Here is a 24342-nt window from a genome sequence, read left to right on the forward strand (position 1 = left end):
TGCCCTCATTCGAGGGGGAAGCCGCCTGCGAAGGACTCCCGGAGGAATTCGGTGAAACGCGTCACAGCCCGCGGCACATGGGCGCCGTAGGGACGCAGCACATGCAGTTCCGGGGCAAACGCGCCCACGGGCCGCCAGGCCGGGAGCACCAGAACCAGCTTGCGGGCCTGCAATGCGGTCTGGGCACTGAAGTCGGGCAAGAGCGCGATGCCCAGATGCTCCAGCGCGGCGTCGCGCAGCGCTTCGCTGTTGTTGGCCGAGACCGGGCCGTTCACCGCCACGTTCGCGCGCACAGGGTCGGCGCGGCGCCCCGTCTTTTCGAACGACCAGACGGCCGAGCCCGGCATGCGCGGATAGAACAGGCAGTCGTGGGCCGGGAGATCGGCGGGCGCCTGCGGCGTGCCGCGTCTTTTGAGGTAGGCCGGCGTGGCGACGATGACGGAGCGCGTGTCGCAAAGCTTCCATGCCACGTGCGTTTCCGGCACCTGCGCGCTGTGGCGGATGGCGAGATCGAAGCCCTCGGTCGCAATCGAAGTGAGCCGGTCGGACAGATCCACCTGCACCCGCACCTCGGGATTCGCGCGCGCGAACTGCGCGAGCCGTGGCACGAGCTGCTGGCGCGCGAACGCCACGGGCGCCGTCACGCGCACCGTGCCGCGCACGACGTCGGCCATCTCGCGCACGCTCGCGAAGCTCGCCGCGATGTGTTCGAACTGCGCGCGCGTTTGCTCCACGAGCTGCCGCCCCGCCTCGGTAAAACGCACGCTGCGCGTGGTGCGCTGCACCAGCGCGACTCCGGCCACCCGCTCCAGTTCGGCAATGCGCTGGCTCATGGCCGCCTTGCTCACGCCCAGGCGCGTAGCGGCAGCGGTATAGCTGCCTTGCTCCGCAAGCACATTCAGCCAGTGCAGATGGGTCCAGAGCGCTTCGACTTTCTGCGTATCCATGGAGCCGATGATAGCACCGCGGGTCTTCATCTTTCATCGTGGGATACCTTGATTGTTCATTATGGAAAACAATCAATTCAGCTGCGATGTCTTTGCAGGCTCGAAAGGCCTCCTTACACTGGGCGTCATCAAACCGACTGGCGAGGAGATGACATGCAGGCATACACCGATTCCGCGGACGTGGTCCATTTCATTGGCGGCAAGACCGAACGGGGCACGGGCGACCGTACCCAGGCGGTCTATAACCCGGCGACGGGCGCCGTGGCGCGCCGCCTCGTGCTGGGCGAGGCAGCGGACGTGGATACGGCCGTGGCGAGCGCGAAAGCCGCGTTTCCGGCCTGGCGCGACACGCCGCCCATCCGCCGGGCGCGCGTCATGCTGCGCTTCCTGGAACTGATGAACCGCCACAAGGACGAACTCGCGGCCATCATCACGGCCGAGCACGGCAAGGTGTTCGCCGACGCCCAGGGCGAAGTCGCGCGCGGCATCGACGTGATCGAATTCGCCTGCGGCATTCCGCAACTGCTCAAGGGTGACTACACCGAGCAGGTGTCCACGGGCATGGACAACTGGACCGTGCGCCAGCCGCTGGGCGTGGTCGCGGGCATCACGCCGTTCAACTTCCCCTGCATGGTGCCGTGCTGGATGTTCCCGGTGGCGCTCGCGGCGGGCTGCACGTTCGTGCTCAAGCCGAGCGAGCGCGATCCTTCTGCGTCGCTGTTCATGGCGCGCCTGCTCACGGAAGCCGGTCTTCCGGACGGCGTATTCAACGTCGTGCAGGGCGACAAGACCGTGGTGGACGCACTGCTCGCGCACCGCGACGTGAAGGCGGTGAGCTTCGTGGGCTCCACGCCGATTGCCAATTACATCTACGAAACGGGTGCGAAGCACGGCAAGCGCGTGCAGGCACTGGGCGGCGCCAAGAACCATATGGTCGTGATGCCCGACGCCGACCTCGACCAGGCCGTGGACGCGCTGATCGGCGCCGGCTACGGCTCGGCGGGCGAGCGTTGCATGGCGATCTCGGTCGCGGTGCTGGTCGGCGACGTCGCCGACAAGATCGTGCCGCGCCTCGCCGAGCGCGCGAAGAGCCTGATCGTGAAGAACGGCATGGAAGCCGATGCCGAAATGGGCCCGATCGTCACGCGCCAGGCGCTGGAGCGCATCGAGGGTTACATCACGGGTGGCGTGGAAGAAGGCGCGACGCTGGTGGTGGACGGACGCGGCCTCAAGGTCCCCGGACACGAAGACGGCTTCTTCACCGGCGGCACGCTGTTCGACAACGTCACGCCCGAAATGCGCATCTATCGCGAGGAAATCTTCGGGCCGGTGCTGGCCTGCGTGCGCGTGAAGGACTTTTCGGAAGCCGTGCAACTGATCAACGACCACGAATTCGGCAACGGCGTGGCCTGCTTTACGCGTGACGGCAACGTGGCCCGCGAGTTCGGCCGCCAGATCGAAGTGGGCATGGTGGGCATCAACGTGCCGATTCCGGTGCCGATGGCATGGCACGGCTTCGGCGGCTGGAAGCGCAGCCTCTTCGGCGATATGCACGCGTATGGCGAAGAGGGCGTGCGCTTCTATACGAAGCAGAAGTCGATCATGCAGCGCTGGCCTGAAAGCACCGAGAAGGGGGCGGAGTTTACGATGCCGGTGGCGAAGTAACGCGCGTTAACCGAAGCGTTTGAGAGCGGTCCCGGGCGGCGGCATGAAGCCGTCGCCCGGGACCGTTTCTCTTTTGTCAGGCCAGTAGATAGCGTAGAGAGGGTGCGCAGTCGATACGGTCGATCCGGACGAACCTGGCCGCGGCTTGAGCCGCTAGAAAGCCCTTTCGCGAGCGCGCGCCGCTGATCGTTCAGCCGAGGCCGTGTCAACACGCAGGTGATCACCTGGACTTGTTGAGCGCTCCAGAATTATTCGCACCGCCAAACAATGCCGTCAGGTACTGGGTATTGTTGTTCGTCGTCGACATCAGCGTGTTCAAGGCCGTAAATTCTGCGTTGTATCGTGCCGTCAACTGGTTGCTGTAGGCCGTCAACGCCTTGCCCTGCGTCGTGACGTCGTTCAGGTTCGCCGTCGCCGCGTTGGTGCGGGAATCAATCAGGCCGCCCGTCTGCGTATAGGGCTTGATGGCCGAATTGAGCTGCTTGCCGATCCCGTTCGTCAGGTTGAACACCGCGCCGACCTGCGACGGATTGTTCTGCACCGCACTCGTGAGCCTGGCCGAATCGAGCGACAGCTTGCCGTTGTCTCCCAGCGTGATACCGAGCGCCCCGAGCGTGCTGCGCACCCCCGAACTGGCAACCGTGCCGCCGACGATATTGCCCAGGGCCTCGCGCAGGTTGTTCACGAGCGGGTCGCCCAGCAGCGTGGCGCCCTGCTGGCCGGCCGCCGCGCCCTTGTTGAATGCCGTCAGCGTGCCCATGGTGCCGATCAGCGAATTGTAGGCCGTCACGAAGCTGTTGATGGTCGAGACCTGGCTTGCCGTGTCGGCGGCAACCGTGACCGTCTGGGCTCCGGTGCCTTTGCCGCTCGTGTCCACGGCCGCCGAAGTCAGGTTCAACGTCAGACCGTTGATGACGCCCGTCACGTTGTTGCTGGCGCTCGTTGCCGTCGCGCCGTTCACCGTGAATTGCGCGTCGAGCGCATAGGACGTCTGGCTCCACATGGAGCCCGGCTGCGTGAGCGTCGACTTGCTGTCGGGCGTGGTGTTGCTCGCCGGTGTCGTCTTGACGGCGAGGCTCTTGAGCGCGTCGCTCGACGTGTCGTTCGGTATGACGCTGATCGCGTTGGCCGCGCCCGTGGCGGTGGAGGTCAGCACAAGGTGCTGGCCATTCGAGCCGTTGATCACCGAAGCCTTGAGCCCCGGATTGTTGTTCGCCGAATTGATGGCCGACGCGATCCCGCTCAGGCTGTTGTTCGACGCATTGACGTCGATCGTCATGGACTGCGAACCGACCTGAATGGTGAGCGCGCCCGTTCCCAGCGAAGCGGCGCTTTTCGCGTCGAACGCGCTCGACGTCAGGCTGTGCGCGCTGGCGATCTGCGTGACGTCGAGCGAGTAGGTGCCCGGGGTGGCGCCGTTGCCCGCGCTGGCCGTGATGCCGGTGCCGCTCGTGGTGGCCGTGAACGACGTGAGCATCGAACCGTTGAAGAGCGGGGCGAGCGCGACCTGCAAGCCCGAAAGCGAAGCGGACAACTGGCCGAAGGCGGAGATCTGCGCGTTGGCGGCGGTGGTTTTCGCGGTGAGCGTGGCCGTCTGGCCGGCGACCTTGGCGGTCACGAGCGCGGAGACCAGCGCCTGCACGTTCATCGAGCTATTGCCCGTCGATCCGCCGATGATGGACTGCGCCGCCTGTTGAAGCGCGCTCTGTGCGGCCGCCTTCGCCTGCTCGGCTGCCTGCTGGGCCGTCGTGCCGGTGCCGTTGGTGACGGAAGGGGTTCCACCGATGGTTGCCATGAGAACTCCGCGTAATGGTTGGCCTGTCTGAACGCAATCCGGTTCGCACCGGAACGAGCGGTATTCCGCTTCTCGAAGAGGGGTAACTCGAAACCCTACATACAGCTAACGGCAAGGAAAACGAAAGCTTTAGCCTTCGATAGCTGAAGGCGCATACCACTACGCCGCGTGCTAGACCACCGGTTTGGCCATTAGTCAAACTTTTGATATGGAACTTATTACCAATTATAACAATATTTAAATGCTCATTGGCATCGCGGGGCGACGGGCCGTAGAGGGGCGGGGGCTATCGGGGCGGCACCGGCACGGCGGCGCGTGCCGCCGGCGCGGGATGGGATTGGGATCGGCGAGGCGATCCGCAGAAAGGGCTTGCCGCGCAGAACTCGTCGGCAGGAAGGAAGGGACGGCCTGCGCCGTCTAGGCGTGACACATGCAGAGTTCGAACTCGTGGCCGTCCGGGCTGCTCAGGACGATGCTCTTCATCGCCTCGATCTCCAATCCGTCGACCACGACGACTGCGCCATTCTCTTTCGCGCGTTTCACGAATGCATGGAGGGCGTGTTCTTCGAATTCGAAAACCGGCACCGAGCTGCTGCCCGAGTATTCATCGCCAAAGTCGTTCAGCAAAAGACCCAGACGGATTGTGTCGATCATGAATTCCGTCCATTTCCCGGACTGCTTATGCGGCTCGCGTTCGAGGAGCTTTTGCCAGAACAAGGTGGATGCCGCCATGTCATTCACTTTCAGATAAACCGTGCGAAGCTTCATGGGATTGTCCCGGAGTGGAGGTGGACCGGAATCTAGCAGAGATCGATACGCCAGGATCTCCGGCGGGCCAGGCGACCAAGCGACGTACCGATTGCAGTTAAAAAAATGGCGCCGCAGACAATGCCTGCAGCGCCATTCTGTGGTGCGACAACGCGAACCTCGCGCCGTAGCTCGACCGCCCGTTTACATCGTCACGGTGTCGGCCACTTCCTTGAAGTCTTCGATCTGGTCGAAGTTCATGTACTGGTAGATCTTGTCGCCGTTGGCGTTAATCACGCCGATATCGGCCATGTACTCTTCCTTGCTCGGAATCTTGCCCAGACGCGAGCAGATTGCCGCCAGTTCCGCCGAGCCGAGGTACACGTTCGTGTTCTTGCCCAGACGGTTCGGGAAGTTACGGGTCGACGTCGACATGACCGTTGCGCCTTCACGCACCTGTGCCTGGTTGCCCATGCACAGCGAGCAGCCCGGCATTTCGGTCCGGGCGCCGGCCGTGCCGAACACGCCATAGTGGCCTTCTTCGGTCAGCTGCTTCTGGTCCATCTTGGTCGGCGGCGCGACCCACAGCTTCACGGGGATGTCGCGCTTGCCTTCCAGCAGCTTCGAGGCGGCGCGGAAGTGACCGATGTTGGTCATGCACGAGCCGATGAACACTTCATCGATTTTCGCTCCGGCGACGTCCGAGAGCGTCTTCACGTCGTCCGGATCGTTCGGGCAGGCCACGATCGGCTCGTGGATGTCGGCCAGATCGATCTCGATCACGGCGGCGTAATCGGCATCCGCATCGGGTTGCAGCAGTTGCGGATCGGCCAGCCACGCTTCCATCGCCTTGATGCGGCGCTGCAGGCTGCGCGGGTCCTGGTAGCCCTGGGCGATCATCCACTTCAGCAGCGTGATGTTGCTGTTGAGGTATTCGATGATCGGTTCCTTGTTCAGGTGCACCGTGCAACCGGCGGCCGAGCGCTCGGCGGACGCATCGGAGAGTTCGAATGCTTGCTCGACCTTCAGGTCGGGCAGGCCTTCGATTTCGAGAATACGGCCCGAGAAGATGTTCTTCTTGCCTTGCTTGGCCACCGTCAGCATGCCTTGCTTGATGGCGTAGAGCGGGATCGCGTTGACGAGATCGCGCAGGGTCACGCCCGGCTGCATCTTGCCCTTGAAGCGGACCAGCACCGACTCCGGCATGTCCAGCGGCATCGTGCCGGTGGCGGCCGCGAAGGCGACGAGACCCGAACCGGCCGGGAAGCTGATGCCGATGGGGAAGCGCGTGTGCGAGTCGCCGCCGGTGCCCACGGTGTCGGGCAGCAGCATGCGGTTCAGCCACGAGTGGATCACGCCGTCGCCCGGGCGCAGCGCGATACCGCCGCGCGTGCTGATGAAGTTCGGCAGCGTCTGGTGCGTCTTCACATCGACCGGCTTCGGATAGGCGGCGGTGTGGCAGAACGACTGCATGACGAGATCGGCCGAGAAGCCGAGGCAGGCCAGATCCTTCAGTTCGTCGCGGGTCATCGGGCCCGTGGTGTCCTGCGAGCCCACCGAGGTCATCTTCGGTTCGCAGTACGTACCGGGGCGCACGCCCTGTTGTTTGCCATTCAGTTCCGGCAGGCCGCATGCGCGGCCGACCATCTTCTGGGCGAGCGAGAAGCCCTTGCCGCTGTCGACCGGTTGCTGCGGCAGGCGGAACAGCGTCGACGGGGCGAGGCCCAGCGCTTCACGCGCCTTGGCGGTCAGGCCACGGCCGATGATCAGGGGAATGCGGCCGCCGGCGCGCACTTCGTCGAACAGCACGTCGGACTTGACCTTGAACTCCGCGATGACTTCGCCGTTCTTGAGAGCTTTACCGTCGTACGGGCGCAGTTCGACCACGTCGCCCATTTCCATCTTCGACACGTCGAGCTCGATCGGCAGGGCGCCGGCATCTTCCATCGTGTTGTAGAAGATCGGGGCGATCTTGCTGCCGAGGCACACGCCGCCGAAGCGCTTGTTCGGGATGAAGGGAATGTCTTCACCCGTGAACCACAGCACCGAGTTGGTCGCCGACTTGCGCGAGGAGCCCGTGCCGACCACGTCGCCCACGTAAGCGACCAGATGGCCCTTTTCCTTCAGCGACTCGATGAACTTGACCGGGCCGCGCTTGCCGTCTTCTTCCGGCGTGATGCCGGGACGGGCGTTCTTGAGCATTGCCAGCGCGTGCAGCGGGATGTCCGGGCGCGTGGTGGCATCCGGAGCCGGCGAGAGGTCGTCGGTGTTGGTTTCGCCCGTCACCTTGAAGACCGTGATGGTCAGGCTCTGCGGCACTTCCGGGCGGCTCGTGAACCATTCGGCGTCGGCCCAGCTTTGCAGCACGGCGCGCGCGTTGGCGTTGCCCTTGTCGGCCAGTTCCTTGACGTCGTGGAACTGATCGAACATCAGGAGGGTGTTCTTCAGCGCGTTCGCGGCGACGGTGCCCACTTCGGCATCCGCGAGGAGTTCGATCAGCGGGGCGATGTTGTAGCCGCCCAGCATCGTGCCCAGCAGTTCCGTCGCGCGCGCACGCGAGATCAGCGCGCAGGCGATCTCGCCCTTGGCCACGGCGGCGAGGAAGCCGGCCTTCACGCGCGCGGCTTCGTCCACGCCGGCGGGCACGCGGTGGGTGATCAGGTCGAGCAGCGTTTGCTCTTCGCCCGCGGGCGGGTTCGTCAGCAGCTCCACCAGTTCGGCGGTCTGCTGGGCGGTCAGCGGGAGGGGAGGAATGCCGAGCGCGGCGCGGGCGGCTACGTGAGCACGAAAGTTTTCAAGCATGGGGGGACCTGCTGGAAATGGGTTGGGGGGCTTTCCCCGCGCGCCGGGACGGTTATGTCCCGGGCGCGGCTTTGGACGCGATTCTAGTTCCAGAGGCCTGTATTGTCAAATGTCTTATATCTTATATAAGAGTTAAAAATTAAAATTTAGGTAAATCAATGACATAGATTTGTGGTGCGTCGGAATCTACCTGAATCTTGATGAAATGCGTACCGGGAAGGTGGCAAACCTGAAATGCCACACGGGCGATTGCCTACGAAGCTTCCTGCCTCGCCGCGCGGTTCACCAGCGTTTCGAGTACCGTGTCGAGTTCGATGCGTTCGATGCTCCCGCGAACGATCGCATCGGCGGGGCTTCGAAGCGGATCCAGCCTTCGTTGAACCCGTCCAGCATGTGCATGCGGGGTAACGGGTGCTTCATGCCGTGCGCGCAGAACAGCGATTCCCAGTCTTCACGCGGCGGTTGAAATCGCGTGCTGTGTCCGTGGCCCCGCTCGTCACCCGAGGTCGAACAGGAAATTGAGCCCGACGGCCGGGTGGTGTCCATAGCTGCCCTCAAAAAAAGGCACTACGCGGGTCGGCGGCTCGGTTCCGGCGGGAGCGGGGGCCAAAGCGGGAAGGAAATCTGTGCCGGTCTTGAGGTCGCCCGAAACATTGGGCGCGGCGGTGGTGGCCAGGCTGGCTTCGTTGAAGAACATACTCGCCGGCACACTGCCCGTGCCGCCGGTTCCCTGCGCGTGCGCGACCGGAACGCCCAACAGCACGGCGCCCAGCACCCCTGCGCGCGCACTCCAGGCCACTAGCCGATTTAACGTATTGCTCACTGAATCCACCCTCCGGCTCTCTTAAACCGGGGCGCTTTTCACGAGACTCCCGGTAGCTGCAACTCTACGACGCCAAAAACCGGATCCATCGCGGGAGATAGCGTCATTTCGCACCGCAAATCGACCGTCCGGTGCGAGTCGCCGCGCAGCCGGGGCCATGCCGTGGCTGCGCGGCCCGGTGCACACGCAGCCGCCGCCCGCTCACCACGCCGGTGCATAATGAACGCCCACCGACGCACTCGATGGCCGTCCTTCCAGGAGTTCGCCATGCAAGCGAGGAACGAAGAGTACGCTGCCCATCTGCTCTCCGATGTCGTGGCATTCGCGCGTACACGTTTACCCGAGCCCACCTTCCAGATCGTCGAACCCTTTTTGCGGCGCTACTACGATTTCGTCGACGCCGAGGACCTGCGCAGCCGCAGCATCGCCGATCTCTACGGCGCCGCCATGGCGCACTGGCAAACGGCCCAGCGCTTCGTGCCGGGCGCGGAGCGCATGCGCGTCTACAACCCGATTCTCGAGCAGCACGGCTGGCATTCGGATCACACCGCCATCGAGATCGTGAACGACGACATGCCGTTCCTCGTCGATTCCGTTTCCATGGCCGTCAACAAGCTCGGGCTCGCGCTGCATTCGGTCATCCACCCGGTGTTTCGCATCTGGCGCGGCCAGGACGGCGCGATTGCGCGCGTGGATGTGGGCGGGGCCGGCAGCGACGACGGCCAGTCGCAGCTCGCCTCGTTCATCCACTTCGAAGTCGATCGCTGCGGCGACGCAGCAAAGCTCGAGGCCTTGCGCAGCGAGATCGCCAAGGTGCTGGGCGACGTGCGCGCCGCGGTGGAGGACTGGCCGAAGATGCTCGACGTGGCGCGCACCACGATCAAAACGATGAAGGCGCGCGAAAGCAGCGCCGAAGACGTGGAATCGCGCGCGTTTCTCGAATGGATGCTTACCGATCATTTTACCTTTCTCGGCCAGCGCGACTACGCGCTCGTGCCCCACGACGGCGGCTTTGGCCTGCGCGGCGTGGAGGGCTCGGGCCTCGGCATCCTGCGCGAGTCGCTGCGCGCATCCGGCACGCCGGAGGTCACGCCGCTTCCCGCAGCGGCGGCCGAAATCATCGGGGGCGCATGGCCCATCTTCCTGACCAAGGCGAACTCGCGCGCGACCGTGCATCGTCCCGGCTACCTCGATTACGTGGGCGTCAAACTGGTTGGACTGGATGGGAAAGTCGCGGGCGAGCGGCGCTTCGTCGGGCTGTATACCTCGACCGAGTATAGGGTCTCGAGCGCGGAGATTCCCATCGTGCGGCGCAAGTGCGCCAACATCGTGCGGCGAGCGGGCTTTCTGCCGAAAGGCCATCTCGGCAAATCGCTCGTGACGGTGCTCGAAACCTATCCGCGCGACGAACTGTTCCAGGCCGGCGAAGACGAACTCTTCGACATCGCAATGGGCGTGCTGCGTTTGCAGGAGCATCAGCGCACGCGGCTGTTCGTGCGGCGCGACCGCTTTGGGCGCTTCGTTTCGTGTCTCGTCTTCGTATCGCGCGACAAGTACAACACCGACCTGCGCCGCCGGATCGCGAATCTGCTTACGGAGGCATTCAACGGAGCTTCGGTGGAATTCACGCCGCTGCTTTCCGAGTCCACCATCGCGCGCATTCATTTCGTTGTCCACGCTAAATCCGGCGAGATGCCGGACGTCGATACCCGCGAACTGGAAGAGCGGCTCGTGCAGGTCACGCGCCGCTGGCAGGACGATCTGGCCGACGCGCTGCTCGACGCATTCGGCGAAGAGCAGGGCACGCGGCTGCTGCATCGTTATGCCGAATCGTTTCCCGCGGCCTATCGCGAGGACTATCCTGCGCGCACGGCGGTACGCGATATCGAGTTGATCGAGCGCGTGCAGGGCACCCGCCGCATTGCGATGAACCTTTACCGGCCCATCGAAGCGGGGCCGCGCACGTTCCGCTTCAAGGTGTATTGCACGGGCGAGGCCATTGCGCTTTCGCGCAGCCTGCCGATGCTCGAACATCTCGGTGTGCGGGTGGACGAAGAGCGGCCCTATGTGATCGAGACTGCCGGTTGCGAGCCTGCGTGGGTGCACGACTTCGGCCTCGAACTCGCCGACGACGCGGAATTCGATATCGAACGCGTGAAAGACCTCTTCGAAGACGCGTTCGAGGGCGTGTGGAGTGCACGCATCGAAAACGACAATTTCAACCGCCTCGTGCTGCGCGCCTACCTGAGCGCGCGCGAAGTGACGATCCTGCGTGCGTACGCGAAGTATCTGCGCCAGGTCGGATCGACTTTCAGCGACGCCTATATCGAGCGCGCCGTCACCGGCAATCCGGACATCGCGCGCCAACTGGTCGAACTCTTCCTGATCCGCTTCGATCCCGCGACGGGCAATATCGGCGAAGGCAGGGAAGAACGCGAAGCGCGCTCGCTCAAGGCGGTGGAAGCCGCGCTCGACCAGGTGCCCAATCTCGACGAAGACCGCATTCTCAGGCAGTTCCTCGGCGTCATCACGGCCACTCAGCGCACCAACTACTTCCGGCGCGCCGCTGACGGTGCGCTGCTGCCATCGCTCTCGTTCAAGTTCAACCCGGCGAAAGTGCCGGGGCTGCCCGAACCGAAGCCGATGTTCGAGATCTGGGTCTATTCGCCGCGCGTGGAGGGCGTGCATCTGCGCGGCGGGCGCGTGGCACGCGGCGGCTTGCGCTGGTCGGACCGGCGCGAGGATTTCCGCACCGAAGTGCTCGGGCTCATGAAGGCGCAGATGGTGAAGAACGTGGTGATCGTGCCGGTGGGATCGAAGGGCGGTTTCGTGGTGAAGAATCCGCCGCCGCCCACCGATCGCGAAGCATGGATGCGCGAAGGCGTAGCGTGCTACCAGACCTTTCTGCGCGGCCTGCTCGATCTCACCGACAACCTCGTGAGCAATACCGTCGTGCCGCCGCCGGACGTGGTGCGCCACGATCCCGACGACCCCTACCTGGTCGTGGCTGCCGACAAGGGCACCGCCACCTTCTCCGACTACGCGAACGCGATCTCGCAGGAGTACGGTTTCTGGCTCGACGACGCCTTCGCATCCGGCGGCTCGGTAGGCTACGACCACAAGAAAATGGCCATCACAGCGCGCGGCGCGTGGGAGTCGGTCAAGCGGCATTTCCGCGAGATGGGTGTCGATACGCAGGCGACCGACTTTACCGTGGTGGGCATCGGCGACATGTCCGGCGACGTGTTCGGCAACGGCATGCTGCTCTCGCCGCATATCAAGCTCGTCGCCGCCTTCGATCATCGGCACATTTTCCTCGACCCCGATCCCGATCCGGCCGCAAGCTTTGCGGAACGCAGCCGGCTCTTCGCGCTCGAGCGCTCGAGCTGGGCCGACTACGATCCTGCAGCGATTTCGGCGGGAGGCGGCGTCTTCCCGCGCACCGTGAAGACGATTCCGCTGTCGGCTGCTGTGCAGCGGGTGCTCGGCATCGAGTCGGCCGCGCTCACGCCGGCCGAGCTGGTCCGTGCGATTTTGCTGGCCCCGGTGGATCTGCTTTACAACGGAGGCATCGGCACCTATGTGAAGGCATCGCACGAGACTCATGCCCAAGTCGGCGACAAGGCGAACGATGCCGTACGCGTGAACGGTGCGGAGTTGCGCTGCAAGGTGGTGGGCGAGGGCGGCAACCTGGGCGTCACGCAGTTCGGCCGCATCGAGTTCGCGCAGCAGGGTGGCCGTATCAACACGGACGCCATCGACAATTCCGCCGGCGTGGATTGTTCGGACCACGAAGTCAACATCAAGATTCTGCTCGGCATCGTGGTGGCCGACGGCGAGATGACGACGAAACAGCGCAACACGCTGCTCGCGGAAATGACCGACGAAGTCGGGTTGCTGGTGCTGCGCGACAACTACTACCAGACGCAGGCGCTCTCGATTGCGGGCCGCTACAGTGCCGAACTGCTCGAGGCGGAAACGCGCCTCATGCGCTCGCTCGAACGCGCCGGGCGCCTGAACCGCGCCATCGAATTCCTGCCCACCGACGAGGAAATCGCCGAACGCGTGTCGAGGAAGGTCGGCCTGACGTCGCCGGAGCGGGCCGTGCTGCTTGCCTACAGCAAGATGTGGCTCTACGACGCGCTGCTCGAATCGGACGTGCCGGAGGACCCGCTCGTCACCGGCATGTTGATCGACTACTTTCCGAAGCCCTTGCAGGAGCGTTTTCTCGAACCGATGCAACGCCATCCGCTGCGCCGCGAGATTCTGGCGACGCACCTGACGAACGCGCTCGTGAACCGGGTCGGCTGTGCGTTCGTGCACCTGTTGATGGAAGAGGCTGACGCGCAACCCGACGAAATCGTGCGCGCGTGCATCATGGCGCGCGACGTGTTCGATCTGGACGCCGTCTGGCGCGATATCGACGCGCTCGACAATCGCGTGCCCGACGACGTGCAGGCACGCATGTTCGTCGATGTGGCGCGGCTGCTCGAACGGGCCGCGCTATGGTTCCTCAGGCACTTGCAGGCGGGCGCCGCGGACGGCGGCGGTACGCTGCTCGCGCGTTGCCGCGATGCGGCGCAACGGCTCGCGCCACAATTGCCGGCGCTGTTGCCCACGGCCGATCTCGAAGCGCTGTCTGCACGTCAGGCGGCCCTCGTGAATGCGGGCGTCGAAAGTGCGTTGGCGGTGCGCGTGGCAAGCGGCGACATTTCTATCGCCTTGCTCGACATTGCCGATGTGGCCGCGGCGTGCGACCGGCCGCTGGAGGACGTGGCGGCGGCGTATTTCGCGCTGGACACGCGGCTGAACTTTGGCTGGATCGGCGAGCGGGCAGCGGCGCTGCCGACGCCCACGCACTGGGACACGATGGCGCGTGCGGCGGCGCTCGCGGAAGTCGCGCGCCTCAAGCGCGCATTGACGACGAACGCACTCGCCGAAGCGAGCGATACCGCCGACGCGCAGGCGCTCGTGGATGCGTGGTGCGCGCAGCACGAAGCCGTGCTCGAACGTTACGGGCGCTTGCTTGCCGAATTGCGCGCGACCAGCGGCGTGAGCCTGGCCGTGCTGCTGGTGATCGTGCGGGCGATGGCGGCACTGGAGCGGGCATGACGAATGCTCGGTGATTCCCAGCGAGATACCGGAGCTGGGAGGGCGTCATGGGACTTCAAACGACGAGGTGGTTTCCGGTGGAGCGGCATGCGCCTGTCCGGGAGGGATGGTACGAGGTTCGGCTGGTGAGCGGGGACACGGCATTTGCGAATTTTGCCGCCGGTGAGTGGACCGAAAAACCGCCGCTTGTCTTTTCCCACTGGCGCGGCCTGAGTTCGGATCCGGCGAAATCCGCCGACGCCGAAACGATCGACGCGGCGGCGACTGCGGCAGTGGGCGTGCGCGCCGTGTGGAACGCGTTCTTTCCTGGCCTCGGCGACGAGCAGCATAAGCCGCTCGACGCGGCTCACGGCAAGTCCGGGGACAATAACAAGTAAAAGAGGCAGTCCAGATCGTTCCCGGCGCTTATTCGCTCGCGCCGCTCACCGCGGGCGCGAGCGGTTTTTCCGAAGCGATCGAGGCATTGTCGCCAAACAGCGCGCGTATGCCCTGTATCGAGGTAAACATGGCTTCGGCGCTATGGCCTGCGCCCGGCACCTCGTGCCAGGCATGGCGCAGCGCGGCATGTCGTCCGCGCAGGTATGCGTAGTAGGCACGGGCGCGCGCGAGTCGATGCGGCCCCTGCGCGTTGGCGGCGCACGAGCGGTCCAGTGCCGGGTGCGCCGGATCGCAATCGAGCTCGCCTGCCAGATACACGACGTCGCGCCCGACGTAGCGGCGCTCCAGCGCAGCGGGCTCACGGAGAGCGCCGTAGCGCGGCAGATCGCGCATGCCGTACTTCCAGTCATCGACGCCGGGGCACACTGTGCGATCCGCGAGTTGCAGGCTGCCGTCCGCGCGAGGACGAAGGCCGTCGAACCAGGCATACGACGAAGGGTTGGCAATCACGAAGCGAATCGCAATGCCGCGCGCTGCGCAATGTTCGGGGGCATCGCTCAGGATGGCATAGCGTTGTGCCACCTGTGCGCCGCCCGAATGGCCCGCAATCACGATTTCCTCCAGCGCCGGGTAGCGCGAGCGGTCGGCAAGATGGCCGACGAGCGTATCGAGCGCATCGAACGAACCTAGCGGTGCGGGCCCGCGCGCATCGAGCCCCGCCATCCACGCTGTCCACTCCCAGTGCAGGCAGCCGGCATCGGCACGATGATGCGCCACGTCGGCGCTGGCGAGGAATTGCGGCGCCACGATCAGCGTGCCGTCATCATGCGCGGACGAAACGGCACGCGCATGCAGTGTCGTGCGCAGATAGGCGTCCGCGTCGCGCAGGCGTCCGTGCAGCATGATCACGGCCCGCGTGGTCGTTGAGGCATCGGCGCATCCTCCCTTGAAGAGTGGGAGGATGCCGCTGCCGTGCACGGTCTCGACGCCTAGCCGGGCTTCACCGATCACGGCCACCGGCGCTTCGTTGCGTGGACGTCTCGCCTGCGCCGCTTGCCCTGCGTGCGGCGCATTCATATGGACTCCGATTCAATGGGCAGCGCACCGGGATCGCGCAGCAGGCGCCGCCCCGAGGCCGAAAAACCCACCAGCAGCAGCGAGATCACGCCGGCCACGATCAGATACCAGGCGGGCACGATGCGCGAGCCGGTGAGATCGATCAGCGTGGAAACGGTCAGCGGGGCCATGCCGCCGAACAGCGTGACGGCGATGTTGTACGAAAGCGCGACGCCGGTGGAGCGCGTGGAAGTCGGAAAGAGTTGCGTGAGCATGCCGGGGTGCGCGCCCGACATCAGGCTCAGCACGACGGTAGCCACCATTTGCGCGACGAAGACGCGTTCAGGCGTGGGGGCGGCGAGCACCCATGCGAAGAGCGGCCATGCGGCAATGATCCAGACGAGTGCGACGGGAACGAATAGCCGGTAGGCGCCGAAGCGGTCTGCGAGCCGGCCCGCGAGCGGATAGCCGACGATGCCGATCAGCCCCGACGCCGCCGTGCCGAGCAGCGCGTTCCTGAGCGGCAGATGCAACTGCCGCTCCACATAGAGCGGCATATACGAGTGCCAGAGATAGTTGGTCGCAGCGCCAATGGCGATTACGCCGATGGCGCAGAGCGCGGCGTCGCCGCGCTCGCGCAGGAACGTGCGCAGCGACTGGCGCGGCGCATGGCCGAGCCGCTTGCGCAACTGCACGAATTCCGGCGATTCGGCGACCTTGTGGCGGATATAGAAACCCAAGGGTCCGACCAGTGCGCCGAGCAGGAAGGGCACGCGCCAGCCCCACGCAGCCAGCGACGCGGGCGCGAGGCGCGTGGAGAGCAGGTAGCTGCAGACCGAGGAGAGCAGCAGCGCGACGGCCTGCGAGGTCATCTGGAAGCTGCCGTAGAACATCTTGCGGCCCGGCGGCGCGTACTCGGTGAGCATCGAAGCGGCCGTGGCGAATTCTCCACCCACCGAGAGCCCCTGCAGCACGCGGGCGAGCAGCACGAGGAGCGGCGCTGCAATGCCGATCGACGCGTAACCCGGCGTGAGGCCCATGAGCAACGTACTCGCCGCCATCAGCAGGATCAGCGCGGCGAGTGTCTTGCGCCGCCCGTAGCGGTCGGCGCACGCGCCAATCACGATGCCGCCGAGCGGGCGCACGACGAAGCCGATGGCGAACGTGGCGAGCGTCAGCGTGATCGAGAGCGCACCGCTTGCGACCGGGAAGAAAACCTTGGCGATGGTATTGGCGAAGTAGCCGTAGATCAGGAAATCGAACCACTCGAGCCCGTTTCCGATCACCGACGCGAGAACCGCGCGGCGAACCTGCGAGGCGGGCAGGGGTTGCGCATTGCGCAGTCCCGCGCCGCTTTCAAGGATCGAATCCATATGTCTCCATGAACCGTTGCTGGTGTTTTTTCAGAGCGTACAAAGTGCGCCGCCAAATGTAAAATACATATCGGACACGGTTCCCATATCCATTGAATATAGCGGAGCGCGCGATGGAGTTGCGTCACCTGCGGTATTTCCTCGCCGTGTGCGAAGAGCGGCAGTTCACACGCGCGGCGGCGCGTCTTCATATGCAGCAGCCACCTCTGTCGCAGCAGATCCAGGAACTCGAACACGAACTGGGCTTTGCGCTGTTCAGGCGCCAGCCACGCGGTGTCGAATTGACCGCGGCAGGCGAGGCTTTCGCGACGTGTGCGCGTTCGGTGATGCGCACGCTGGAGCAGGGCGTCACCCAGGCGCGCCGCGTGGCGCACGGGCAGGTGGGCAAAGTGCATGTGGCGCTCACGAGTTCGGCGGCGTTTCATCCGCTTGCGCCTACGGCGATCCGCGCGTTTCGCGAGGACAACCCCGATATCGCCATCGAGCTCAGCGAAATTAACGCGGCGGAAATCATCGAAATGATGCTGCGCGATCAGGCGGATGTCGCCATGCTGCGCAAACCCGTCGAGATGCCGCCCGAACTGCGCTTTGAACAGATCGCCGACGAACCGATGCTGCTCGTGCTGCCGGCCGGACACCGTCTCGCCGGTGCCCGCGCGGTAGGACTCGAATGCCTCGCGGGCGAACCGTTCGTGTTCGTGCGGCGGCCCGGGGCGCCGGGCATGTATGCGGACTTCATTCGCGCCTGCGAAGCGCTGGGCGTGGAGTTGCGCGTGGTGGACGAGGTGCCGCGCATGGTCACCGCCATCAACCTCGTGGCGGCGGGCGGCGGCGTGACGCTCGTGCCGGCCTCGATGCGGCGCTACCGGCAGGAAAGCGTGCGTTATTGCCGGGTGGCCGGCGACGCGGCATTCCGCGCGCCGCTGCACCTCGTGACGAAACCCGATGCCCAGAATCCGGCTGTGGAGCGCTTTCGCGAAACGGTGCTCGCGTTCGCAGCGCGCAGCAGAGGGAAGGGGGATGCGCCGGAGGGCCGCCGTTCGTCGACTGCCCGGCCAGGATCATGACGCGCCCGTTGCATAGCGCCGGCAATGTTCGAGATATCCGGCTTCGTGGCTGCTCACCAGCTGGACGATACTCGTCCAGAGCCACAATGGCGCATCGATTGTCTTCGAGCGGTTGCGCCGGAGCTCGGCGAGCCAGCCGCGTCGGGTCGGGGCATCCATCTGGCGCGCGTGAGCCTGGCCGACCACCGCGGCGAGATAGAACGCGACCTTGCGTGCCTCGTCCTTGTCGAGCGTGTCGATTTCCAGCTTGAGATCCTGCGGGAGCAACTCGCGAATCACGACGGCGCGGTCGAGCATGCGCGCCGCGCGCATGCGCTCGCCGAGAAAGGGCGAGAGGTGGCGGGCGCCTTCCACTACGCGCTCGGCGTTGTCGCGAGGCATCGATGCGTCCTCGTAACGTGGCGCGGCGGCCTTCACGCCTTCCTTGATATCCATGAGGCAGAGGTCGTCGCCTTCGATCACGCCGCCATCCACATCGAGCAGCACTGCATAGCGTAGACGGCCGAGCGAACTGCAGCCCTTGACCCAGTAAGCGGCGTCGAGCACCTTGACCTTTCCGCCATCGTTGCGGCCACGCAGGCCAGTGGGCAGACTCGAAATGGCCTCGTCGCGAAAGAGCGCATCGATCGCCTTGCATTCGGAGCGGCTGAGCGGCCAGAAACGCTTGCCCAGCGGAATCGTCGGCTCGAGATCCTCGATGCGCTCTTCGGCGAGATGCTGCCAGGAGCGGCGCACGGCCATTTTCATCGCGAGATGTACGGCCTCGGGACGCTCGGGCAGCCGCGCCTTCCCGTGCTTCGCCTCGAACGCGGATTCGTAGCCGGCCGCGAGCGCTTCGAGCATGTGCACGATCGTGAGGCCGGACAGCGACGAACCGCGCGCGGCGGTCGCGAGAGAAAGGCCGAGACGGATGATGTCGTGCGCCGGATTGCCAATGACGGTCTGGTCGAGATCGCGGATATGGACTTCGACTTCGCCGTCCTGATTCGCAATGGGCCCGAGATTGCCGGTATGGCAGTCGCCGCAGATCCAGATCGCGGGACCGTGCGGCAGCGAGCTGCCGTTTGCCTCGACGATCCATTCGTAGAACTGTGCAGTGTTGCCTCGCACGTAGGCATGCGGCGAGCGTGCCATTTTCAGGCGGCGTTGATCGGTGAGGATTGGGGCTCGTCCGGCTGGCTTCGGCAGCGGCTTCGAGCGTGCGGCACGCTTTGGATTTTTGGGTTTTTGCTCTTCGGCTCGCCCGGTGTTCTTCTTTTGGCTGGACATGCGGGATATCTCCTTTGCTCGTTAAGGAAGCCTCCTGGGGCGCGAGGTCGGCCCGTTCATCATAGCCCCGATGTTTGTCTGGACGGGGTGCCGCGGTCGAACGGCGGCAGGAGCGGGGCGTGTTCTGCTTATCGGCGCGCGAGCCGGCATGAGGCTCCGGGTTGCCCGGGTACCCGGTATGTGAGGGATCTGATCGCGGCAATGGAACTGCTCGCGCGGTGACAAGACCAGAAAAATTGACACGCCGCACAGCGACAGCAGGCGGCATAACGAACGCTCAGCTTGCGGATACGCAATTCGCGGGCAGCCTCAATGTCCGGGATTTGTCAATCCGGCGGTCGGCCATGCAGACGCTGCACGATTGGCGAACGCTGTAAGCTCTTTATTACGGTTTATTACTTTGCGACCCTTTCTTTCGTCGCTGCAGGAATTTGCCGCACTGCGTTTCGCTATTCCGCACGACGATTAACCTGCGTGGGCGTTCGGCACTGCCGCGCTTTGGGAGCCTCCGATGAATCCAGTTAGCCGTCTTGTCGGGATCATTTGCACTACAGGTTCGACGCATGCGCTCGCGCAAGGTGTGCCTTACGCCCGCCGTGGGACTGCGATTGCGGCGGCGGCGCTGCTGGCCTGTACGAGCGCCTGGGCCGACGGCGGAGCGGGTGGCTGCACCAACTCGAGCAATGGGACATGCAGCGGCGCTTCGGGGGGCACGACTTCGGTGGCGACGACCAGCGCGACTATCGGACTCAATGGTACCGGCGAAAATGCCGCCGATGGCCTGGGCGGCGGCGGGGGTGGCGGTGGCGGCGAGAGCCTGGTAACGGGCAACGGCGGCGACGGCGGTTCCGGCGGTGGCGGTGGCACGGGCGGCGGCGGCGCGCCCGGTTCGAATGGCGCGGCCGGCTCAGCGGGCGGCGGCACGGGGGGCAATGGCGGCGCCGGGGGCAACGGCACGGCTACGGGCACCGCCGATGGCGCGGGTGGCGGCGGTGGCGGCGGCGGAGGCGCGGGTACCGTCCTTTCGTCGGGTGGTACGAATGCAGCGAGCCTCGCGGGCGGCAAAGGCGGCGACGGCGGCGGTGGTGGTGGGGCGGGCAGCACCGGCGGCGGGGGTTCCGGCGGCGGCGGAGGCACCGGCGGGGTGGGTGCGTTGCTCACCGGATCGAACACCTTCAGCAACCAGGGGACCGTCGTGGGGGGGAGCGGCGGCAACGGCGGCGGCAGCGGCAGCGTGTCGGGCGGCACCGGCAACGGCACGCGCATCGTGGCCGGCGCGGGTGGTGCGGGCGGCGACGGCGGAGATGGCGTCACCGCGACCAGCGGCGGCACGATCAGCAATGCGGCCAATTCGAGCATCACCGGCGGCACAGGCGGCACGGGCGGTCTCGCTGCGTTCGCGACCACGACCTCGGCCTCGCTGATCCCCGTCGGCGGCAACGGCGGCGCAGCTGGCCAAGGCGGCGAGGGCGTGTTCCTCACCAGCGGCAGCGTCGTCGACAACGCTGGCACGATCGCAGGCGGCACGGGCGGCGACGGCCAGAACGGCGGCGCGGCCGAAGGCGTCGCCACGGCCGTCGGCGGCAATGGCGGGGCGGGAGGCGCGGGCGGCAACGGGGTCGCGGTCAACGGCAGCGGCACGCTCAACAATGCGGCGGGCGCCACGATCTCCGGCGGCAACGGCGGCACGGGCGGGGGCGGCAGCAGCACCAGCACGGGCACCAACATCACGGCGGCCCTCGGCGCGGCTGGCGGCGCGGGGGGGAACGGCGTGCTGGTGAGCCAGGGCGGCACGGTCCATAACCTCGGCGCGATCATCGGCGGCAATGGCAACCGCGGCGGCGGATCGGGCGATACGACCGGTGGCGGCACGGGCGGCAGCGCGGGCATTGGCGGCAACGGCGTCGAGATCGACGGCGGCGGCACCGTCACCAACGAGGCGGGCGGCACACTCACGGGCGGCAACGGCGGCAACAACGGCGCGGGGGGCGGCGGCAGCGGCGGCTCCGGTGGCAACGGCGCGTTCATCTCGGGCGGCGGCCAGGTCGACAACAGCGGCGCGATCGCGGGCGGCACCGGCGGCGCGGGAGCGAACGGCGACAACGGCGCAGGCGGCGCCGGTGCAGCGGGCGGCAACGGTGTCGACGTGACCGGCGCGGGCGTCGTCAACAATGCCGCCAACGCCACCATCATCGGCGGCCAGGGGGGCACGGGCGGCGGCGCGGGTAACTCGACTTCGAACGGCGGTGCAGGCGGCACGGGCGGCAATGGCGTGTTGCTGAGTTCGGGCGGCAGCATCGTCAACGCGGGCGACGTCACGGGCGGCCAGGGCAACCGCGGCGGCGGCGGCGGCAACGCCGCGGGCGGCACGGGCGGCGACGGCGTGCTCGTCAGCAGCTCGGGCGGCAACGTCAACAACACCGGCACCATCACCGGCGGGAGCGGCGGCGAGGGCGGCACGGCCGGCGACGCGGGAGGCACGGGGGCTACGGGCCAGGGCGGCATCGGCATCGGCGGGGCGAACATGACGGTCGTGAACAGCGGCACGATCAAAGGGGGCTTGTCCGGCGACGGCCGCACCCAGGCCGACGCCATCGTCTTCTCCGGCGGTGCGAACTCGCTCGAACTGCAGGCAGGCTCGACCATCGTTGGCACTGTCGACGCCAATACGGGCACCAACACGCTGATTCTGGGCGGCAGCGCCGATAGCAGCTTCGACACTTCGCTCATTGGCGGATCGGCGCAGTACCAGGGCTTTGCCGCGTATTACAAGACCGGCGCGAGCACGTGGACGCTCACGAACACCACGACCGCGCTCACGCCCTGGACGCTCTATGCGGGCACGCTCGTGGCGAGCGCGGACGGCGCCTTCGGCGACACGTCCGGCTCGCTCACATTCGATGGCGGCACGCTGCAATGGGGCGCCGCCTTCGATCTCGCGGCGACGCGGGCGATCGTGCTCGATGCGGGCGGCGGCACGCTCGATACGAACGGCGTCAACACCACCATCGCGCAGGGCATCAGCGGCACCGGAGCACTGACCAAGACGGGTGCGGGCACGCTGATTCTCGACGGTGTGAGCAGCTACAGCGGCGGCACGACGGTGGCCGCAGGCACGCTTGCGGTCGGCGATCCGTCGAATGCGTCGGCGGCGCTCGCGGGCGGCGGCGCGGTCACGGTGGCCAAGGGCGCGACGCTGGGCGGGTATGGCAGCGTGACAGGCCCGGTGACGAACTTGGGCACGCTTGCGGTCGCCGACGCGGTACCGCTGTTCGCCGGAGCCGCCGCTGCGAATGTCGCGGCTGCCGCGGCGCAGCAGTCGGCCAAGGCCACGGTTGCCGCGGCGACGCCGCAAAGCCCGTTCGCGGGCACCCAGGGCAACTTCACGATCAACGGCTCGTTGACGAACGCGGGCCTCGCGCAACTGGGTGGCCGCGGCGTGGGCAACACGCTGACGGTGGTGGGCAACTATATCGGCCGGCAGGGCACGCTTGCGCTCAATACCCAGCTTGGCGCGGACAATTCGCCCACGGACAAGCTGATCGTGAGCGGCGGCACCGCAACCGGCGCGACGGCGCTCAAGGTCACGAACGTGGGCGGCAACGGTGCGCTGACCCTGCTCAACGGCATCGAAGTGGTCGCTGCGACCAATGGTGCGAGCACGGCGAACGGCGCCTTCGTCGGCTCGCCGGTCAGCGCGGGGGCGTATACCTACGTGCTCTATCACGGCGGGGTGACGGCGGGCACGCAGAACAACTGGTATCTGCGCTCGAGCCTGCCCGAGCAGCCGGGAGGCCCCGGCGTGACCACGCCGCCGCCCGATCCCTCCGTCGATCCTGCCGTCGTGCCGCCGACTCCGCCTGAGAGCGATAACAGCCACGACGAGCCGACGCCGATCTACCGGCCGGGCCTGCCGATCTACACCGAGGTGCCGTCGCTGGCCCGCGAGCTTTCCGTGCAGCAGATCGGCACCTTCCACGACCGCATGGGCAATCAGGATCTGCTGAGCGAGAACGGCGCGCTGCCGGCGGGTTGGGGGCGCGTGTGGGGCGACCACTACGCGGACGGTCACTCGGGCACCGCGAATCAATCGTTCAGCGGCACGATCTTCGGTCTGCAGGTGGGCCAGGATATCTACTCGGACACGACTGCTTCGGGCCATCGCAACCACTACGGCTTCTTCCTCGGCTATGCGCGCGCGAGCGGCGACGTCGATGGCTTCGCGCTCGCGCAGCCGGGCTACGGCGCGGGCAGCCTGCAGATGAATGCGTATAGCGTCGGCGGCTACTGGACACATATCGGCCCCGGTGGCTGGTACACCGACACGGTGCTGATGGGCAGCACGATGTCGATCAGCCCGGGCTCGAACCTGGGCGACACGGCCTCCACGCGCGCGAACGCGTTCACTGCCTCGCTCGAAAGCGGCCTGCCGATTCCGTTGAACTGGTACAGCCTGACGATCGAGCCGCAGGCGCAACTGATCTATCAGTACACGCATGTGAACGATGTGACCGATTCGGCGTCCACGGTTTCGTTTCATACTGCTAACGAATTAATCGGCCGGCTGGGTCTGCGCGCGCAAAGCGAATTCCAGGCGTATGGCACGCAATGGAAGCCATACCTGCGGCTCGACGTGCTGCGCTATTTCGGCGGCACGGACAGCGTAACCTTTGCCAGCACCACCACCAGTTATTCGAACGTGAGCTCGACACAAGGCCATGCGGGACTGGGTATTTCGGCGCGTGTCACGCAAAAGGTGAGCGTGTTTGCGTCGGCGGGTTACTGGTTCAACCTGGGCGGCGAGCATCGCGAGACGGTGGAAGGCAATGCGGGCGTGCGGATCAGTTGGTGAGGCACGCAGGGAGAACGTGACTGGCGAACTTGCAAAGGGAACCGGCGGAACGTGTGCTGCATTCAGGAAGCGTGCCGTCGTGTTCTCTTCGGGGTATGCAGGGGTTTAGTGAGGTAGCTGAATTATTTAATTTAACATAACATAATTTATCAACCCAATTGCTGTGGGAGCAAAGTAGTAGTGTCGTAGCTGGGCAAAGTACAGATGTCGTATTTTTGACTGCTGGCATGCTGGACGGCTTGTTGCGTAAGCGCGGGAGCCGACCATGCGGCCAGCTGGATTGGTGACACTGACGATGCGAGAGCTGGACAGATTCAAGGTCATACAGGATGTGGTGGATGGCAGACTCACGCCCCGGCGTGCAGCCGAACGGCTGGCAGGAAGAGACGAAAACAGCACGCCGCATACCAGGGCGACTAGCGGCCGCCCGCCCGCAGCGCCGCCCTGGCGTTGCCG

General features: G+C 65.8%; 13 protein-coding genes and 2 pseudogenes. 6 read left to right on the plus strand and 9 right to left on the minus strand.

What is annotated here, in order from left to right:
- Positions 1-5: 5 nt before the first annotated feature.
- Positions 6-947, minus strand: a complete 942-nt coding sequence (locus tag U5760_RS26330) for a LysR family transcriptional regulator (protein ID WP_322015276.1) — start codon at positions 945-947, stop codon at positions 6-8.
- A 153-nt stretch (positions 948-1100) separates the two neighbouring features.
- On the opposite strand from U5760_RS26330, the gene U5760_RS26335 reads away from it, so the two are divergent.
- Positions 1101-2612, plus strand: coding sequence for a CoA-acylating methylmalonate-semialdehyde dehydrogenase (locus U5760_RS26335; protein ID WP_322015257.1), 1512 nt, complete (start codon positions 1101-1103; stop codon positions 2610-2612).
- Positions 2613-2832: 220 nt separating this feature from the next.
- Here the strand turns inward: U5760_RS26335 and fliD are convergent, their stop codons facing one another.
- From fliD to U5760_RS26355, 5 genes and pseudogenes are all read right to left on the minus strand, one after another.
- Positions 2833-4407, minus strand: a complete 1575-nt coding sequence (gene fliD / locus U5760_RS26340) for a flagellar filament capping protein FliD (protein ID WP_322015258.1) — start codon at positions 4405-4407, stop codon at positions 2833-2835.
- 417 nt (positions 4408-4824) lie between these two features.
- Complete coding sequence (locus tag U5760_RS26345) at positions 4825-5175, minus strand: VOC family protein (RefSeq protein WP_322015259.1); 351 nt, start codon at positions 5173-5175, stop codon at positions 4825-4827.
- Between the two features lie 183 nt (positions 5176-5358).
- A complete protein-coding gene (acnB, locus tag U5760_RS26350) occupies positions 5359-7956 on the minus strand; it encodes a bifunctional aconitate hydratase 2/2-methylisocitrate dehydratase (protein WP_322015260.1) in 2598 nt (865 codons plus the stop codon).
- A gap of 253 nt (positions 7957-8209) precedes the next feature.
- Positions 8210-8412, minus strand: a pseudogene (locus U5760_RS31720) (hypothetical protein); the annotation flags it as partial.
- A gap of 40 nt (positions 8413-8452) precedes the next feature.
- Positions 8453-8779 (minus strand): hypothetical protein, encoded by a 327-nt coding sequence (locus U5760_RS26355; RefSeq protein ID WP_322015261.1) that lies wholly within the window; start codon positions 8777-8779, stop codon positions 8453-8455.
- A 267-nt stretch (positions 8780-9046) separates the two neighbouring features.
- Between U5760_RS26355 and U5760_RS26360 the strand changes: the two genes are divergently transcribed.
- Both U5760_RS26360 and U5760_RS26365 read left to right on the plus strand, forming a co-directional pair.
- Positions 9047-13891, plus strand: a complete 4845-nt coding sequence (locus U5760_RS26360) for an NAD-glutamate dehydrogenase (RefSeq protein ID WP_322015262.1) — start codon at positions 9047-9049, stop codon at positions 13889-13891.
- Between the two features lie 47 nt (positions 13892-13938).
- Positions 13939-14268, plus strand: coding sequence for a hypothetical protein (locus tag U5760_RS26365; protein ID WP_322015263.1), 330 nt, complete (start codon positions 13939-13941; stop codon positions 14266-14268).
- Positions 14269-14296: 28 nt separating this feature from the next.
- Here the strand turns inward: U5760_RS26365 and U5760_RS26370 are convergent, their stop codons facing one another.
- The gene (locus tag U5760_RS26370; RefSeq protein ID WP_322015264.1) at positions 14297-15346 is read right to left on the minus strand and encodes a hypothetical protein; all 1050 of its coding nucleotides are present in this window, start codon (positions 15344-15346) and stop codon (positions 14297-14299) included.
- Positions 15343-16698, minus strand: a complete 1356-nt coding sequence (locus U5760_RS26375; protein ID WP_322015265.1) for an MFS transporter — start codon at positions 16696-16698, stop codon at positions 15343-15345. Before U5760_RS26375 ends, U5760_RS26370 begins: the two co-directional genes overlap by 4 nt.
- Before the next feature lie 113 nt (positions 16699-16811).
- Here U5760_RS26375 and U5760_RS26380 point away from each other — a divergent pair, with 113 nt between their 5' ends.
- Complete coding sequence (locus tag U5760_RS26380; RefSeq protein WP_322015266.1) at positions 16812-17765, plus strand: LysR family transcriptional regulator; 954 nt, start codon at positions 16812-16814, stop codon at positions 17763-17765.
- Here U5760_RS26380 and U5760_RS26385 read toward each other — a convergent pair.
- Entirely contained in the window at positions 17760-19034 is a 1275-nt protein-coding gene (locus U5760_RS26385) for a DUF2252 family protein (RefSeq protein ID WP_322015267.1), read from the minus strand. The genes U5760_RS26380 and U5760_RS26385 overlap by 6 nt on opposite strands.
- A 511-nt stretch (positions 19035-19545) precedes the next feature.
- On the opposite strand from U5760_RS26385, the gene U5760_RS26390 reads away from it, so the two are divergent.
- A complete protein-coding gene (locus U5760_RS26390; protein WP_322015268.1) occupies positions 19546-23886 on the plus strand; it encodes an autotransporter outer membrane beta-barrel domain-containing protein in 4341 nt (1446 codons plus the stop codon).
- A 265-nt stretch (positions 23887-24151) separates the two neighbouring features.
- Positions 24152-24342 (plus strand): annotated as a pseudogene (locus U5760_RS26395) (hypothetical protein); the annotation flags it as partial.

The organism is Paraburkholderia sp. J12 (genome assembly GCF_905220215.1).
Lineage (GTDB): Bacteria > Pseudomonadota > Gammaproteobacteria > Burkholderiales > Burkholderiaceae > Paraburkholderia.

What these genes read in the sequence shown, in the direction of transcription:
- acnB (WP_322015260.1), bottom strand. Translation starts at nt 7,956, where the DNA reads ATGCTTGAAAACTTTCGTGCTCACGTAGCCGCCCGCGCCGCGCTCGGC.
- U5760_RS26385 (WP_322015267.1), bottom strand. Translation starts at nt 19,034, where the DNA reads ATGTCCAGCCAAAAGAAGAACACCGGGCGAGCCGAAGAGCAAAAACCC.
- U5760_RS26375 (WP_322015265.1), bottom strand. Translation starts at nt 16,698, where the DNA reads ATGGATTCGATCCTTGAAAGCGGCGCGGGACTGCGCAATGCGCAACCC.
- U5760_RS26370 (WP_322015264.1), bottom strand. Translation starts at nt 15,346, where the DNA reads ATGAATGCGCCGCACGCAGGGCAAGCGGCGCAGGCGAGACGTCCACGC.
- U5760_RS26335 (WP_322015257.1), top strand. Translation starts at nt 1,101, where the DNA reads ATGCAGGCATACACCGATTCCGCGGACGTGGTCCATTTCATTGGCGGC.
- U5760_RS26360 (WP_322015262.1), top strand. Translation starts at nt 9,047, where the DNA reads ATGCAAGCGAGGAACGAAGAGTACGCTGCCCATCTGCTCTCCGATGTC.
- fliD (WP_322015258.1), bottom strand. Translation starts at nt 4,407, where the DNA reads ATGGCAACCATCGGTGGAACCCCTTCCGTCACCAACGGCACCGGCACG.
- U5760_RS26345 (WP_322015259.1), bottom strand. Translation starts at nt 5,175, where the DNA reads ATGAAGCTTCGCACGGTTTATCTGAAAGTGAATGACATGGCGGCATCC.
- U5760_RS26380 (WP_322015266.1), top strand. Translation starts at nt 16,812, where the DNA reads ATGGAGTTGCGTCACCTGCGGTATTTCCTCGCCGTGTGCGAAGAGCGG.
- U5760_RS26330 (WP_322015276.1), bottom strand. Translation starts at nt 947, where the DNA reads ATGGATACGCAGAAAGTCGAAGCGCTCTGGACCCATCTGCACTGGCTG.
- U5760_RS26390 (WP_322015268.1), top strand. Translation starts at nt 19,546, where the DNA reads ATGAATCCAGTTAGCCGTCTTGTCGGGATCATTTGCACTACAGGTTCG.
- U5760_RS26365 (WP_322015263.1), top strand. Translation starts at nt 13,939, where the DNA reads ATGGGACTTCAAACGACGAGGTGGTTTCCGGTGGAGCGGCATGCGCCT.